This window comes from Amycolatopsis sp. NPDC102389 (genome assembly GCF_044765885.1).
Taxonomy (GTDB): Bacteria; Actinomycetota; Actinomycetes; order Mycobacteriales; family Pseudonocardiaceae; genus Amycolatopsis.
The window spans coordinates 39,896-54,796 of the sequence record NZ_JBIWKX010000013.1 but is presented as its reverse complement, the minus strand read 5'-3'; the positions used below and the strand labels follow the sequence as shown (position 1 = coordinate 54,796).

The 14,901-nt window shown below is 68.9% G+C and carries 17 protein-coding genes; 6 read left to right on the top strand and 11 right to left on the bottom strand.

Annotated features, from left to right (window positions below; all coding sequences use genetic code 11):
- Positions 1-14 precede the first annotated feature (14 nt).
- Positions 15-848, top strand: coding sequence for a hypothetical protein (locus ACIRGA_RS14425; RefSeq protein WP_400940848.1), 834 nt, complete (start codon positions 15-17; stop codon positions 846-848).
- Here ACIRGA_RS14425 and ACIRGA_RS14420 read toward each other — a convergent pair.
- Together ACIRGA_RS14420 and ACIRGA_RS14415 are read right to left on the bottom strand one after the other, a co-directional pair.
- Positions 845-1,318, bottom strand: coding sequence for a hypothetical protein (locus ACIRGA_RS14420; protein ID WP_400940846.1), 474 nt, complete (start codon positions 1,316-1,318; stop codon positions 845-847). The genes ACIRGA_RS14425 and ACIRGA_RS14420 overlap by 4 nt on opposite strands.
- Before the next feature lie 29 nt (positions 1,319-1,347).
- Positions 1,348-2,478: a response regulator receiver protein gene (locus ACIRGA_RS14415; protein WP_400940843.1), complete on the bottom strand. Its 1,131-nt coding sequence runs from the start codon at positions 2,476-2,478 to the stop codon at positions 1,348-1,350.
- Positions 2,479-2,811: 333 nt separating this feature from the next.
- Here ACIRGA_RS14415 and ACIRGA_RS14410 point away from each other — a divergent pair, with 333 nt between their 5' ends.
- On the top strand, positions 2,812-4,044 hold the full coding sequence (locus tag ACIRGA_RS14410; protein ID WP_400940839.1) for a tyrosine-type recombinase/integrase: 1,233 nt from the start codon (positions 2,812-2,814) through the stop codon (positions 4,042-4,044).
- Positions 4,045-4,055: 11 nt separating this feature from the next.
- On the opposite strand, the gene ACIRGA_RS14405 is transcribed toward ACIRGA_RS14410, so the two are convergent.
- Positions 4,056-4,634: a TetR/AcrR family transcriptional regulator gene (locus ACIRGA_RS14405; protein ID WP_400940837.1), complete on the bottom strand. Its 579-nt coding sequence runs from the start codon at positions 4,632-4,634 to the stop codon at positions 4,056-4,058.
- Between the two features lie 84 nt (positions 4,635-4,718).
- Here ACIRGA_RS14405 and ACIRGA_RS14400 point away from each other — a divergent pair, with 84 nt between their 5' ends.
- The gene (locus ACIRGA_RS14400) at positions 4,719-5,600 is read left to right on the top strand and encodes an SDR family oxidoreductase (RefSeq protein WP_400940835.1); all 882 of its coding nucleotides are present in this window, start codon (positions 4,719-4,721) and stop codon (positions 5,598-5,600) included.
- A 301-nt stretch (positions 5,601-5,901) separates the two neighbouring features.
- On the opposite strand, the gene ACIRGA_RS14395 is transcribed toward ACIRGA_RS14400, so the two are convergent.
- From ACIRGA_RS14395 to ACIRGA_RS14375, 5 genes are all read right to left on the bottom strand, one after another.
- Entirely contained in the window at positions 5,902-6,612 is a 711-nt protein-coding gene (locus ACIRGA_RS14395) for a class I SAM-dependent methyltransferase (protein ID WP_400940833.1), read from the bottom strand.
- Positions 6,613-6,620: 8 nt separating this feature from the next.
- Positions 6,621-7,205, bottom strand: a complete 585-nt coding sequence (locus tag ACIRGA_RS14390) for a dihydrofolate reductase family protein (RefSeq protein WP_400940831.1) — start codon at positions 7,203-7,205, stop codon at positions 6,621-6,623.
- 65 nt (positions 7,206-7,270) lie between these two features.
- The gene (locus ACIRGA_RS14385; RefSeq protein WP_400941090.1) at positions 7,271-8,092 is read right to left on the bottom strand and encodes a helix-turn-helix domain-containing protein; all 822 of its coding nucleotides are present in this window, start codon (positions 8,090-8,092) and stop codon (positions 7,271-7,273) included.
- A gap of 64 nt (positions 8,093-8,156) precedes the next feature.
- Positions 8,157-8,900, bottom strand: a complete 744-nt coding sequence (locus ACIRGA_RS14380) for a dienelactone hydrolase family protein (RefSeq protein ID WP_400941087.1) — start codon at positions 8,898-8,900, stop codon at positions 8,157-8,159.
- A 68-nt stretch (positions 8,901-8,968) separates the two neighbouring features.
- Positions 8,969-9,736, bottom strand: a complete 768-nt coding sequence (locus tag ACIRGA_RS14375; protein ID WP_400940828.1) for an MBL fold metallo-hydrolase — start codon at positions 9,734-9,736, stop codon at positions 8,969-8,971.
- A gap of 89 nt (positions 9,737-9,825) precedes the next feature.
- On the opposite strand from ACIRGA_RS14375, the gene ACIRGA_RS14370 reads away from it, so the two are divergent.
- Positions 9,826-10,452: a CGNR zinc finger domain-containing protein gene (locus tag ACIRGA_RS14370; RefSeq protein WP_400940825.1), complete on the top strand. Its 627-nt coding sequence runs from the start codon at positions 9,826-9,828 to the stop codon at positions 10,450-10,452.
- Here the strand turns inward: ACIRGA_RS14370 and ACIRGA_RS14365 are convergent.
- Entirely contained in the window at positions 10,443-11,576 is a 1,134-nt protein-coding gene (locus tag ACIRGA_RS14365) for an FAD-dependent oxidoreductase (protein WP_400940823.1), read from the bottom strand. The two genes, ACIRGA_RS14370 and ACIRGA_RS14365, sit on opposite strands and share 10 nt — an antisense overlap.
- Entirely contained in the window at positions 11,573-12,247 is a 675-nt protein-coding gene (locus ACIRGA_RS14360) for a TetR/AcrR family transcriptional regulator (RefSeq protein WP_400940820.1), read from the bottom strand. The genes ACIRGA_RS14365 and ACIRGA_RS14360 overlap by 4 nt, the downstream gene beginning before the upstream one ends.
- Before the next feature lie 252 nt (positions 12,248-12,499).
- On the opposite strand from ACIRGA_RS14360, the gene rox reads away from it, so the two are divergent.
- The gene (gene rox, locus ACIRGA_RS14355) at positions 12,500-13,927 is read left to right on the top strand and encodes a rifampin monooxygenase (RefSeq protein WP_400940819.1); all 1,428 of its coding nucleotides are present in this window, start codon (positions 12,500-12,502) and stop codon (positions 13,925-13,927) included.
- Between the two features lie 67 nt (positions 13,928-13,994).
- Entirely contained in the window at positions 13,995-14,381 is a 387-nt protein-coding gene (locus tag ACIRGA_RS14350) for a VOC family protein (protein ID WP_400940816.1), read from the top strand.
- Between the two features lie 25 nt (positions 14,382-14,406).
- On the opposite strand, the gene ACIRGA_RS14345 is transcribed toward ACIRGA_RS14350, so the two are convergent.
- Complete coding sequence (locus ACIRGA_RS14345; protein WP_400940813.1) at positions 14,407-14,853, bottom strand: Lrp/AsnC family transcriptional regulator; 447 nt, start codon at positions 14,851-14,853, stop codon at positions 14,407-14,409.
- Positions 14,854-14,901 lie beyond the last annotated feature (48 nt).

Sequence of the window (14,901 nt, the reverse complement as noted above, 5' to 3'; positions counted from 1 at the left end):
TAGAGTCGAAGCGCATGGAGCCTGTCAGCGGACTCGCCGTCAAGTCCGCACCGAGCAGGCTCAGCTCCTACGCCGCCATCTACCTGACGAGCGTGCTCCTTCCCGGAGCCGTGCTGGTGACCGAACTGGTAGTTCTGTGCGTGCACCTCGTCAGACGCGGCCGGTCCGACATCGCCTTCACCTTGGACACCTTGGCCGACGTCAAGGGCGCAGGCACTTTTGTCCTCGTCCTGGCGACCGTCGCGGCCAGCTTCGTGGTCGGCTACCTGAGCAGGGAAGTCGGTTTCAAACTCACCGCGCTGCTGGAACGGTTCACCCGCCGCAATGCCGCCCCCACCCTCGAGGCATCGTGGACCAGAGTCCGGGGTTCCTTCGGGGACGACTTCGCCGAGCGCCTCGCCGAGTTGCACCCGATCTTGCGCCACCTCGATCCTGACGAGTCACGCCGAGACGGCACACCCGATCGAGACCTGCCGGTGGGCGGCGGCCATCGGTCCGGTGATTCGTTGAATCTGTTCGCCTACAGCAAGCTGTGGCTTCGTGGGCGCGCTCCCACGCTCAGCGTCGACATCATCGAGACAGAGATCAACATCCTGGTGTCGACCCTTTTGCCCGTGCTCGTACTCGCTCTCGACGCGACCGTGTTGTCAGGCACTCCGGTCGTGCTGAAGATCCTCGCGCTGCCCTGTGCGGTGCTCATCTGCGTCGCGATCTTGATCTCCGTGTTGCGCTTGCGCAAGATCGAGCAGAACGAGGCCTTGCGTAACCTGGCATTCGACTTCGCTATGCGCGAAGCAGAGGCTCGATATCCCGTCAGCGATCGGCGCCCCGAAGAGGACGTGTCCTAGCTCGAGTAGTGTCCGAGATCGGGCAACACCTCGGAATCCGTTGGGCCACTGAGAAGGTAGAGCCGCAGGCAAGTATCGGCCTCGGCCAGGTACGCCGCGGCCGCGCGGTGGTTGCCGTCGAGCAGCACCACCTCGCCACCGACGAGATAAGCCGGAAGTGTCAGGGTGACGGTCGAGTCCGCGCTCGCGTAGTCGCGTCGCAGGGCGGCGATCATCGAGGCACGAGCGGGAGGCCAGGTTGCTTCGGTGATCTCGACTTCGGACACCCGTAACGGACGGGCGCCTTCGTAGTCGTAGCCGGCATCGCGTCCGAACTCGTCGACGTACCACACAGTGCACAACTGCCCGAGTTCCTCGCGGGAACAGGTGAACCGTTCCTCTACGACGCATTCTTCGGCGACGCGTTGCCAGTCCAGCTTCACGCGTATGTCTCCCCCGCCGAAAAGCCGCACGAAGGCCGATACGTCCATGTTGGGAGACGGTACCGGCACGCACGCCCTCACACCGCCGGGCGGTCAGGATCCCTCGACGCCGGCGTCTCTTCTGCGTCGTCGCCGAGGAGAATCCCCAGTAGGTCGTTTCGAAGCGGCGCCGACGGTTCCTCTGTCGCGGCGAGGGCGCGTTGGCGGATACGGGACAGCGTCGCCGTGATCTGGTCGTGCAGCGCCTGGGATTGGGTGACCCGAAGCTGAGCCGCGGCGAGTTGCCCCCGCACGGCGGTCAGTTCGGTTTGAACGTCCGCGAGTTGCGTGCGCGAGGCCGTCTCGCGTGCCGTTTGCTCGGCGAGAGCTTCCCGATGGCGGACGTCTTGATCCCGTAGTTCCCCCCGGACCGCGTCCAGCTCCGCGGTCAGCTCGCGCTTTTGCGTGTCCACGAGCCGCTCCCATGTCTTGCGACGCTCGTCCGACTCGGCCAGCGCGGTCAACGCGGCATCTCGTTCGGCGGTCCGTGTCGCCAGTTCCTCGCCCCGGGCCGAGAGCGTGGCGGCCAGCTTGTCGGCCCGCGTCCGCTGTTCGGCCGCTTCTTCGGCGACCTCTTGTGCCCGCTGCGTGATCACGGCGGTGGCCGACTCCGCTTTCGCTTGAGCCAACTGGGCGGCGGACCGGGCCTGGACCGCCTCGTCCGCGATCGCTCTGGCCCGGAGCTCAGCCCGTTCAGCGACTCGTGCTGCTTCCGTCGCGGTCTCGGCCACCTGCTCGGCCTCGGCTGCTCGCTGCAGCGCGGCGTCCCGTTGCCGGTCGGCTTCCGCCGCGGCCGCATGGGCGGCGTCGGCTTGACCGACAGCCGCCGCGACCTCGTCGCGCAGATGCGCGGTGACGGCGTCGAGCGCGTTGCTCAACGTGCGCAGAGGGCCGGTCACCGCGGCGGCGGCCTGATCGAAGGCTTGGCCTGCGTCCGTCAGGGCCGCGGACGGCACGGCCTCATCGCCCAGCGCCTCCCGCAGGGCCTGCTCCGCCGCGGCCAGCTGCTTGCAGCTTTTTCCACCCGGCCACGTCCGCTCAGGACAGAACTCGTAGGGCCTCCCACCGCGCGGCCCCGGCGGCGGCAGCGGCTCGCGGCACTTGCGAAACCCGCATCGTGCCTGCTCGGGCACACGTTCCTCGGCGACCGCACCGTCGTTCTCGACCATGCCCGAACCTTACCTTGTCAGTTATGAAACCTCTAACTTAGGTATTTATAACCGTAACTACAACCTAACTTAGCTACAGAAGGTACATTTTGTAGCTAAGTTCCGATCGGGCTCTTGGGAGAACCGAAAGAGCCGTGAACAGCCCAGAAAACGCGCCTCAACGACCGTTCTGAAAACGCGTTTGCCGTTACCGCCGGTAACACTCTCCGTTCGCCATGTCGGATGATCGCCCCGTTTCGTCACGGTGACGGTCCGAACCCGCGCGGTTCCTGCGTTCTTGCGTATCCGGCACGACCACTACGGTGATCGGATGATCGACATGACCGGCCGACAGTGAAGCTCCTGTCCGCCCTCGATTCCTCCGCCCTCTCCCCCGGCGAACCCTTGGGAGAGAGTGAAGTCTGGCCGGGGGTCGCGGATCCGGCCGGTCTGCTTTCCGGCATCACGGAGTGGTTGACCGGATACGGCAACCAGCAGACCCGCCGCACCTACGCGGAAGGGCTGGGGCTGCCGGTGAGCTCCGCCGACCTCGGCGCCTGGATGCGGCCCCGGACCGAGGATCGGTGGGCCGACGCCTTGGCCGCCTACGCCCAGGCCGTCATCAGCGCGCCCGCGGCCAAGCCGTCGGGCCGGACAGGACCTCCCCCTGCGGGCCGGGGCCGGTTACGGGCCTGTCATTGGTTTCGGTGGTGCGCGGCCAACGGAGTGGATCCGACGATGGCGACCTCGGCACAGGTGAAGTCGTGGTTGCAGGCCCTGGAAGAGGCGGGGGCGGCGCCGTCCACACGGGACCGGATGCTCGCCACGGTGAAGACGATGTACGCGTCCCTGGCCGACGCGGGTCTGGTGGCGGCGAATCCGGCGGCGCTGGATCGGAGGCGGCTGGGGCTGGCCGCGGCGGCGGCGAGCACGTCGGCGACGGTCACCTTGACGACCCGGCAGGTCGGGGCGTTGTACCAGGCGGCGGGGACACCGCGGCGGGGCGCGAGTGCGTGTGATGTCGCGCGCTCGGTCGCGGTCGTCGCGTTGTTCACGCTGGGGTTGCGGGTCAGTGAGCTGTGCGGGCTCGATGACGCCGACGTGCACGTCACGCGGGGGCGGCGGGCGCTACGCGTGCGAGGCAAAGGCGGGAAAGTCCGCATCGTGTATCTGAGTGTGCCCGCTGAGCGCGCACTGCTGGAGTACCTTGCGCTGCGCGCCGACGGTACGGGGACGGCCGTGGTGACCGGCGTCGGCCGCCGGACCCAGCCCTCGGATCGGCCCCTGCTGGTGACCCGTGGCGGCCGCCGGTTCGCCAGGCAGGCGATCTGGCAGCTCCTGCGTCGTATCGCCGCGGCCGGCGGTCCGGACCTGGCCGGCGTCGCCGAGGTGATGCATCCCCACGCGCTGCGGCACTTCTATGTGACCGCCGCGGTCGAGGCGGGGGCCTCGCTGGAACACGTGCAGGCCGACGTGGGGCACGCCAGTATCGACACCACCAGCGGCGTTTACGATCACGCGGCCCGTGACCCGGCGCGCAGCGCGGTCGACCTCGTCGCCGACGCTTGGCACGTCGACGGCGCCTGACCTGGTTTCGGTCAGCCGAGAGACGCGCTTGCGGCGCGCAGTTCGTCGAGGGCCTTGATCAGGTAGGTGGCGAAGTCGTCCTCGGGAGCGCGGTCGCCTTCGGACCATTCGGCGTATCCCCGCTTGAAGGCGAGGACGCCGAGCTCGCTGGCGAGGGCGGCGGTCGGATCGGGCACGCCGCGGGCGACCAGGGCGGCGGTCATGGCGGCCGCGAGGCTGACGCTCTTGAGGGCGTCTCGTTCCTGAAGTTCGGCGCTCGCGGCGACCGCGGCTTTCAGTCGCGGAGCGATCTCCCGGCTCATCGGGCCCATCGCGGTCGACGCGCGCATGAGCCCCGCGGCGACCGCATCGAGCGGACTGGCCTCGGCGGGCGCCTCGGCGATCCCTTCGGTCAACAGCCGGCTCAGCGTTTCCTGTCCGGCGACCAGCAGTTCGCGTTTGTCGGGGAAGTGCCGGAAGAAGGTGCTCTTGGTGACGCCCGCCCGCTCGGCGATCTGCACGACCGTCGTGGCGTCGTAACCCTGTTCGGTGAACAGGTCGACGGCGGCCACGACCAGGCGTTCACGTGCGTCCGGCTCCCATCGACCCATGGGCCCATTCTATGTGACGGGACTCTTGTCCCGTCACGCTGGTATAGTGATGAGACAAGAGTCCCGTCACTTACAGGAGAGTTCATGCACGTCTTCGTCACCGGCGGCACCGGCCTGGTCGGGTCCGCCGTGGTCGCCGAGCTCCTCGGCAACGGTCACACCGTCCTCGCACTCGCCCGCTCCGAGGCCTCGGCTCAGGCCGTCTCGGTCGCCGGCGCCGAGCCGATCCGGGGCGGCCTGGCCGATCTCGATGTCCTGCGGACCGCCGCCGCTCAGGCCGACGGCGTGATCCATCTGGCCTTCGCCAACGACTTCAGCAGCCCCGAAGCCCTGGCGAGCGCGGTCGCCGAGGAAAGCGCCGCCCTCGCGACCCTCGGTGAGGCGCTCGTCGGCACCGGCCGCCCCTTCGTGACCTGTTCGGGGACGCCTGCCACGCCGGGCCGCGCCTCCATCGAGCTCGACCCGATTCCGACCGACGGTCCGGTCGGCGGTCGCGGTCGCGCGGTCACCGGGGTCCTGGAGCTGGCTTCACGCGGAGTCCGGAGCTCGGCCGTCCGCCTGCCGAGGACGGTCCACAACGAGGGCGCGGGCGGGTTCGCCGGTGTGCTGACGGGGATAGCGCGCCAGAGCGGTGTGTCCGGGTACCCGGGCGACGGCACCCAGCGCTGGCCTGCCGTGCACGCCCTCGATGCGGCGGTCCTCTTCAGGCTCGCGCTGGAGAAGGCCGAAGCCGGTACCGCCTGGCACGCCGTGGACGACGAGGGCGACCAGGTGCGCGACATCGCCGCGGTCATCGGCGAGCGGTTGGGCCTGCCCGTCGAGTCCGTGCCGGTGGAGACCTACGGCCCCCTCGGCGTCATCTTCGCGGCCGATCAGCCTTCTTCCAGCGCCCACACCCGCCAAGCGCTCGGCTGGACTCCCCGGCACCCGAGCCTGCTGAAAGACCTGGAGAACATCCAGCCCTGAAGCCGCGCTAGGTCGTGTCCTGTAAGTCTGCATTTCCCCTGAGTGTCCACAAAGGACGTCTGTGGGCAGCCTGGGGTCCACTTGGTGCGTATATGTACGGTTTTCAAGTGGGGTCGTGAGTGATAAGTGTCGTTAGAACCCCACTTGCCACTCACGACCTCCGCGCAAAGATGCGCAAAGTCCCCAAACCGGTCACTTTTAGGCCAGGAACCGTCCATTGTGGACACTCAGACTGCGCTGACCCTCATTGACCAGCTCGTTCCTGCCCCCGGGCCGCCATGCCACCTTTCAGGACACGGCGCTAGACGGCCTCGAGGACGAAGAACAGGAAACTCAAGAAGGCGGTCTTGCCCGCGAGCTCCTCGGGGAAGCGCTCGCGGGCGCCCGGCCCCGGGGGAGGTTCGCTGACGACGGCCGTCCGGAAACCCGCCTCGGTGAAGGCGTCCGTCATCGCGTGCAGTGGCCGGTGCCAGTACGTCAGCACGGCTTTCTGACCGCTGAAGGTGTACTCGTCGGACCACTTGACGGTCTTGAAGTAGTCGGCTTCGGGGTGGATCAGCTTGAAGATGATCGGATGGTTGACGGCCATGATCAGCCTGCCGCCGGGTTTCAGCACCCGCCGGATCTCGGCCAGCGGCGCCGTCCAGTCTTCGAGGTAGTGCAGGACGAGGGCGGCGATAACGTCATCGAAGGCGCCGTCGGGAAAGGGCAGCGGGTCGCCGATGTCGGCGACCCGCAGGTCCGCGTCGTCGCCGAGGCGTTTCCGGGCCAGCTCCACCATCTTGGCGCTGGAGTCGAAGCCGGTCACGATGGCGCCCCGGTCGCGCAGTGCCTCGAACAGCGGTCCCGCGCCGCATCCGGCGTCGAGGATCCGCCTGCCGGTCACGTTTCCGGCCAGATCGAGGATCGCGGGCCGTGTGTAGTAGGCGTTGTTCAGGCTGGTCTCGTTCTCGGCCGCGTACGCCTCGGCGAAGGCGTCATAGTCGTTTTCCGCGACTTCGGTGTTCGGCATATACCCGACTATGGCACGCGCACCCGATAGCGCAGGTGAAGCACCCGTCCGCCCTGAATCACCGCGTCGGGGTCCTCCAACAGGTGCTGCGCGTGGACCGACCCGAAGTAGCGCTTGCCGGATCCGAACACCACGGGCACGACGTCCATGCGCACCTCGTCGACCAGGCCCGCGGCGAGCATCTGGCCACCGACGTCGCCGGCGGCGACCTCCACCACGCGGTCCCCCGCGAGCTCCTGCGCCTTGGCCATCGCGGCCTTGACGCCGTCGACGAAGTGAAATGGGGCCTCGGGGTCCCAGTCCTCGGGCCGCGGCCGGTGTGTCACGACGACCACGTGGTCGATCCCGCCCGGCGGCTTCCCGTCCCAGCCGTCCGTCATGTCGAAGACGTGGCGGCCGGCGATCGTCACCCCGATCTGGTCCCAATACGGCCGGATGTAGTCGTAGGACGTCCGCGATACCTGTAGCGCTCCGCTCTCGTCCAGGGGGACGTCACCGCCGGTCAACCAGTCGAACAGCGGTCCTGGCTGGTCGTTCTCGTCCGCGATGAAGCCGTCCACCGACACCGAGCCGTACATGACCACCTTGCCCACGGGCTCTCCTTTGCTTCGGGGTGCCCCGAAGCTAGCGTGCCGCGCGCTGTAGCTCTTGTAAGAAATCAATCGGTGGGCAGCGACCAGCCGTCCAGCGCGTGATCGGGGTGTTCACGCAGGAACCGCCGCCGGACTTCGAGGTACCGGGTCGGCGTGAGCCCGGTGAATTCCCGGAACTCGTGGCCGAAGTGGGCCTGATCGAAGTAGCCGGCCCGGGTCGCGAGGTCACCCCAGTCGACCGGTCCGGCGGGGTCGATCGCGAACACGGTGGCGGTGAGGCGGTAAGTGCGGGCCAGCCGCTTCGGGGTGACGCCGACGAGCTGTTTGAACCGCTGTGCCAGATGAGTGCTGCTGACTCCGGCCGCCACGGTCAGGCCGCCGATCGACGCCGCGCCGCTGGTCGCCGCGAGGACACCGCTCGTATGGCGGACCAGCTCCAGGCCGGCGGACTCGCGCAGCCGTCGCGTCAGCTCCTCCTCGAGCAGCGTCAGCATCTCGTGTGGTCCGGCCGCCGTGGCCAGCCGATCGCGCAGCCCGGCGACGGTGGCCCTGCCCCAAACCTGTTCCAGGGTCACCGGCCGGTCGCACAGTTCGGCGGCGGGCATCGGCAGGAACGGCGCCGGCCCCCACGGTTTGAAGTGCACGCCGACGGACCGGGTCCCGGGTGGGTAGCCGAACTCCACCGCGCGGGTGGGCGTGGTGACCACGCAGCCGTCGGCGTACTCGGCCGTCTCGAGGTCGGTGCCGGCGCGGATGCGGAACGGCGGTCCGAGGTTGACGATGAGGAACGCCCCGGGCATCGGCGGCAGCGTAAGCCGGGCGTACGGCGGCGCACCCTCCAGGTAATAGAGGTCGTCGATCAGCCCGTCCAGCGGCGGCCGCGGCACTCTGGACACGTACTTCACGCCCAACAGCATCGCGGACGCCCGCCGGGATGGTCCAGCCGGTCGCTCAAGAGGTCAGGGTGCTCCCGAGGACAGCGAGCAGCCGTTCCCAGTGACGCCGATATCCGGCCTCGTTGAAAGCGTCGGTGTCGGACATGGTGTAGCCGTGGACGGTGCCGGGGTAGATCTCGCAGCTGTAGGCGACACCGGCGGCGTCGAACGCGTGGCTGATCTCGGTGATCGCCTCGGGTGTCATGTCGCCCTCGGCGAGGCCGAGGTGGACTTCCGCGGTGAGGTCCGGGATCCGCCGGTGCGGGCTGTCGGGCTGGTCGGTGACCAGCGCGCCGGGGTGGAATCCGGCGACGGCGGCGACCTTGCCGGGGTGGGCCGTCGCGGTGCGCAGCGCGAGGACGGCGCCCATGCAGTAGCCGACGGTGGCGACCGGTCCGGCGCTGACCTCGGGCTGAGCGGTGAGGAAGTCGAGGTAGGCGCCGGCGTCGCTCAGGGCGCGTTCGGTGGTGTGCGCCTCGACGAGAGGCATGATCTGACCGAACAACGCGGGGCGTTCCTCGGCGGTGATGTGCTCGGGAAGGTCGAACACGGGTACCGCGCTGTGCCGGTAGAAGATGTTGGGCACCAACACGTAGTAGCCGTGATCGGCCAGTTCGCGGGCCATGTCCCGCAGGACGGGGCGCAGCCCGAGCGCGTCCGGGTACAGGAGGACACCCGGATGCGTTCCGGTGTCGGGGAAGGCGGCGAAGGCGTCGGACCGTCCGTCGGGGGTGGGAATGCTCGGTGTGGTGGTGGGAATGGCGGCGCTCTCTTTCTCGTCGGTGTGGCTCCGAACGTAGAGGATCAAGCGCCGCGCATCGACCGGTTTCAGTTCAGCCGCAGCCGCTCGGCCAGCCCTGCCGAGGTGAACGCGGCCACCAGCTCCTCGCGGCCTTCGGTGAAGTGGTCCCAGCTGTCGATGTGCACGGGGACGACCGTGCGGGCGCCGAGGATTCGCGTCGCCTCGGCGGCGAGTGCGCTGTCGAGGACGAGCAGGGCACCGTCGAAGACGGGCTTCAGGCGCGGGGCTCCGGCGAAGAGCACGGCGGTGTCGATCGGGCCGAACCGGTCGGCGACCTGCCGGACGACGTCGAGCGAGGCGTTGTCGCCGCTGACGTAGACCGTCGGCAGCCCCTCGCCGGTGAGCACGAAGCCGACGACGTCACCGGTGACCTTCTCCGCGCCTTCCGGTCCGTGGAGCGCGGGCGCGGCGGTCACGGTCACGACTCCCCCGCCGGGCCGGTCGAGTTCGACCGTCTCCCAGGTCTCCAGCCCTTTCGCGGTACCGCCGAGCCGTCCGGCGCCACTGGGCGTGGTGAGCGTCAAGGGCACGTCCGCCAGCAGTTTCCGGCCGGAGTGGTCGAGGTTGTCGGGGTGCTCGTCGTGGGAGAGCAGGACGGCGTCGACGCGGCCGAGGTCCGCGGGGTTCCCCGAAGCCGGCGCGGTCTTGGTGAGGCCGGGTCTGCCGTTGGGCCTCTCGTAGTGGCCGGGCTCGTCGAACGTCGGGTCGGTCAGGAGCCGCACGCCGCCGTAGTCGATCAGTGCGGTCGGCCCGCCGAAGACCTGGACGGAGAGCTGGTCGCTGATCTGGTCCATCATCCACCTCACGGATAGGTATTGTTCTTTCCGTGAGTCACATTAGTCAGTTCTCACGGAAGAGTGCAACTACTTCCGTGAGGGTTCTCATGGATGAACCCAGCGCCTACCATGAGAACGTGGACGATACCGCTGCCCTTCCTCCCGCCCCGGGCGCCGAGCAGTACGTCGCGCTGGCGCTCGCCAACACCACGATCGCCCTGCCCGGCGGCCAGATCACCGACTACCTCGGCACTCCGGCCGCCGCGACGGACTGGCTCGCCGAACAGGGCCTCGCCCCGGTCGACGCCGGCCTGCAGGAGCTGTGCGCGAGCCTGGTCCGCTCGTTGCGTGAGCAGGTGCGGGTGCTCCTCGCGTCGCGGTCTTGCTCGGCCCCGGCGCCACAGAGCGCCCTGAACGCCGTCAACGAGGCGCTGTGCAAGGCACCCACCGCCGAACTCCTGCGCTGGGACCCGGACCGGGGGCTGTACCGGACCGCGTCGCATCCGATCACGCAGATCGTCGAACACGCGTTGGCGACACTCGCCGCCAACGCCGCGGACCTGGTGACCGGGCCGGACGCGGAGCGGATCGCCGCTTGTGGGTCTCCGCCGTGCACCCGGTTCTTCCTGCGCAACGGACGCCGTCAGTGGTGTTCCGTGCGCTGTGGTGACCGGGCCCGCGCCGCCCGCGCCTACGCCCGGCGCTCCCAGCCGGCGGGCTCGGCTCAGCGATAGGACGCGAACCGCTCCAGCAACGGCTTCGGGGAATCTTCGGCGAAGCAGAGGAAGAGACTTTCGGCGGATTCCGCCGCCGAGGCCTCGCTGCGCGGGAAGAGTTCCGTCTCGTAGGCCTTGAGTGCGGCCTCGACGTCGCCGGGATGGGCGGCGAGGGCGAGGCCGAGTTCGGCGCCGTCGAGCATCGCGAGGTTGGCGCCCTCGCCGGCGAACGGCGACATCAGGTGGGCGGCGTCCCCGAGGAGGGTGACACCGGGAACCCGGTCCCAGCGGTGTCCGATCGGCAGCGCGTGGATCGGTCGTGGGGTCAATTCATCGTCGGCGTCGATGATCAGCGCGCGCAGACCGGCGTCCCAGCCGTCGAAGTGGTCCAGTACGGCGGCTTTCGCGGCGGCGGTGTCGGCGAAGTCGATGGTGGAGACCCAGTCCTCGGCGGTCTTCAGCGCAATGTAGACGTGAAGGCTGCCGGTGGTGTCGAGGTGCCCCAGAAACCCTTTGCCCGCATCGAGCGCGAAGAACATGCCGTCGCCGGCGAGCGCGGCGCTCACGGGGTGGCGTTCCTTGGCGTCGTGCAGGTGCGCTTCGACGAAGGAGATGCCTTCGTAGGCCGGTTCGGCGTCGGAGACCAGTGGGCGGACTTTGGACCACGCTCCGTCGGCGCCGATCAGCAGGTCCGTGGTGAACGACGTGCCGTCGGCCAAGGTGACTTCGTGCCCGCCGTCGGCGAGCGAACGCGCACCGGTGGTTTTGGCGCCCCAGCGCACGGTTCCCTCGGGCAGGGAGCCGAGCAGCAGCTCGCGCAGGTCGCCTCGGGAGACCTCGGGACGGCCGCCGTCGCCGTCGTCGGTCTCGTCGAGGTGCACGACCGCGTGCCGGTCGAGGATGCGCAGGGCCTCGCCGCCGGGGTGCACGAGCGCGCGGAATTCGTCGTGGAGACCGGCGGCCCGCAGTGCCGCCTGTCCGGAGTCCTCGTGGATGTCGAGCATGCCGCCCTGTGTGCGGGCGGAGGGGGACGTGTCGAGATCGAAGACCGCGGCCGTGATGCCGTTGACGTGCAGGACGCGGGCCAGGGTGAGTCCGCCGAGGCCGGCGCCGATGATCGCGATGGGGTGATGCGTGGTCATGTGGGGTTCCTTTCGGGTGGCAGGCTGGTCTGCGTGATGCCGGTGATCAGCACCTGCAATCCCCACGACATCCGCTGCGCGGGCCGCCCGGTGAGCAGGTCGGCCGCGTGCGCGGCGATCTGGGGATGGGTGGTCTCGTCGGCGTCCCGTACGGCGCGGGCCAAGGCGTCCCAGTCGTCCGGGGATTCCTGCTCGGCGTGCTCGGCCGCGGTCGATGTCGCGTGCTGCAGGAGGATGTCGATCCCCCAGGCGCGCCGTTCGGCGGGCACGTCGCCCTCGGCGAGCAGGGCGAGCAGGTTCTCGACCAGGCCGAGGTAGTTCTCACCGCTCGGACGGGCGACCAGTGCGGACAAGGCGAGGCCGGGGTACTCCAGCAGCATCGCGGTGTAGGCCGTGAGCAGACCTTCGAGCCGGTCACGCCAGCCGCCTTCGGATGACGGCGGGGCGATGGTGCCGAGGAGTTCGTCCAGGATCGCCGCGTGCAGCTCCGCGGTGTTGCGGACGTAGACGTAGAGCGAGGCCGCACCGGTGTCGAGTTCCTGCGCCAGCCGGCGCATCGTGACCTTGCGCAGACCTTCCTCGCGCAGGATCGCGACGGCGGCGGCGACGATGCCGTCGCGGGTCAACGCGGGTTTGGCCGGGCGCTCCCGGCGACTCTTCTCAGGCGCCATGGCCACAGCTTAACGAACATGTTCGTTCCGAACAAGTTCGTAGCGAACATGTTCGACGCAGGTCACAGTGATCGCACCTGTTGCCTCTAACGGGGGTTTGTCCCGCCACCGGGGACTGAAATGACGACGGCAGAGAGATCGACTCTCCCTGCCACTTCTAACGTATAACGCACCTGGGGGCTTGCGGCAAGACCCCGGTCATGCCGCAGAATCCCCCGCCGTACGACACGAGCTCGACAATCGGGGGAACTCTTGATCGACGTGATCATCGCCGGCGGCGGACCGACCGGCATGATGCTGGGCGCCGAACTGCGGCTGCACAGCGTCCACGTGGTCGTCCTGGAGAAGGACCTGGAACAGACCAAGGTCGTCCGCTCCATGGGCCTGCACGCGCGCAGTATCGAGGTGATGGACCAGCGAGGTCTGCTGGAGCGATTCCTCGAAAACGGCAAGAAGTATCCGGTCGGTGGCTCCTTCGCGGGCATCATCAAACCGCCGCCGGCGCTGGACAGCGCGCACGCCTACATCCTCGGCATTCCCCAGACCGTCACCGACCGCCTGCTGATCGACCACGCCGCCGAAGTGGGCGTCGAGATCCGCCGCGGCTGCGAACTGGTCGGCCTGAGCCAGGACGAGGACGGCGTGGACGTCGAGCTGGCCGACGGGACGAGCCTGCGCTCGCGCTACCTCGTCGGCTGCGACGGCGGCCGGAGCGCGGTGCGCAAACTCCTCGGGATCGACTTCCCCGGCGAGCCCGCCACCGCCGAGACACTGCTGGGCGAGATGGAACTGACCGAGGACTGGGAAACGGTGCTCGCCGTGATGACCGAGGTCCGCAAGACCCAGCTGCGGTTCGGCCTCTCCCCCATCGGCGACGGCGTGTACCGGGTCGGCGTGCCCGCCGAAGGCCTGGCCGAAGACCCGCGGGTCCCGCCGACCTTCGACGAGATCAAACGACAGCTCAAAGCGGTCGCCGGAAGCGACTTCGGCGTGCACTCGCCGCGCTGGCTCTCCCGCTTCGGCGACGCCACACGGCTGGCCGAGCGCTACCGGGCCGGACGCGCATTCCTCGCGGGCGACGCGGCGCACATCCACCCGCCGGTCGGCGGACAGGGGCTCAACCTCGGCGTCCAGGACGCTTTCAACCTCGGCTGGAAACTCGCGGGGGCGGTCAACGGCTGGGCGCCGGAGGATCTGCTGGACACCTACCACGCCGAACGGCATCCGGTCGCCGCCGCGGTCTTGGACAACACCCGCGCGCAGATGCAGCTGATGTCGCTCGACCCGGGTTCGCAGGCGGTCCGGCGGCTGCTGGCGGAACTGATGGAGTTCGAGGACGTCAGCCGGTTCCTGACCGAGAAGATCACCGCGACCGCGATCCGCTACGACTTCGGCGAGGGACACGAACTCCTCGGCCGCCGCATGCGCGACCTGGAACTCAAGCAGGGACACCTCTACGGCCTGACCCGCGGCGGCCGCGGCCTGCTGCTCGACCAGACCGGCTCGCTCTCGGTGCGGGGCTGGGCGGGCCGCGTCGACCACGTCGTCGACGTCAGCGAGGAACTGGCTGTACCGGCCGTGCTGTTGCGGCCGGACGGTCACGTGGCGTGGGCGGGCGAGGACCAGGAGGAGCTGCTCGAGGCGGTGCGCCGCTGGTTCGGAGAGGGCGAAGTCCTCTAGCGCGCCGAAGCCTGCGGTTATTGGCTGGTGGCGTTCCGATCCGATGCCACGACAGGAGTTGATCATCATGACCGGACGGGTCGTGCACTTCGAGATTCCGTTCGAGGACGGCGAGCGCGCACGCGGCTTCTACCGGGAGGTCTTCGGCTGGAAGGCCGACACGATGCCCGGGATGGACTACACGATGGTCGCTTCCGGGCCGACCGCCGAGACCGGCATGCCCGCGGAGCCGGGGTACATCAACGGCGGGATGCTGGCGAAGGAATCCAGCCCCGCGTCCGGCCCGGTGATCGTGCTCGAGGTCGACAGCGTCGACGACACGCTCGCGGTCATCGAGAAGCAGGGCGGTTCGATGCTCGTCGGCCGGACCGCGGTCGGCGACATGGGCTTCTCCGCCTACTTCAAGGACACGGAAGGCAACGTCGTCGGTCTGTGGGAGACCGCGAGCCGCTGATCCAGAGGGCCCGTGGCCGGTGCGGTCACGGGCCCTGCGGCCCCCGGTAGGGCAACGTCTGGTTGTAGACGATGTTGGTGTTCGTGCTCCCGAACAGCGCGAGCTCGTTGACGATCTCCTCCAGCCGCCCCATCGACGGAGCCGCGATCTTCAGCGAATAGCAGTCGTCACCGGTCGTGCGGAGACATTCGAGGATCTCGGTCCGCTCGGCGAGGAGCTTGTGCAACGGCGCGTGCTTGCTGCCCGGGTACTTCAACCGCACCACCGCGAGCACCACGTACCCGGCCTTCTCCAGGTCGATCTCCGCGCGGTAACCGGTGATCACCCCGGCCGACTCCAGCCGCTTGACCCGTTCCGTCGTCGCCGACGCGCTCAAGCTGACCCGCTTCCCCAGCTCGGTGAGCGGAAGGCGTCCGTCCTTCTGGAGCTCGACCAGGATCGCCCAGTCCGTCGCGTCGAGAGTCTCGGCCATCCAGTGAGAATACCGGCAGATCCACGGCGGAAACCGTCATACACCGGG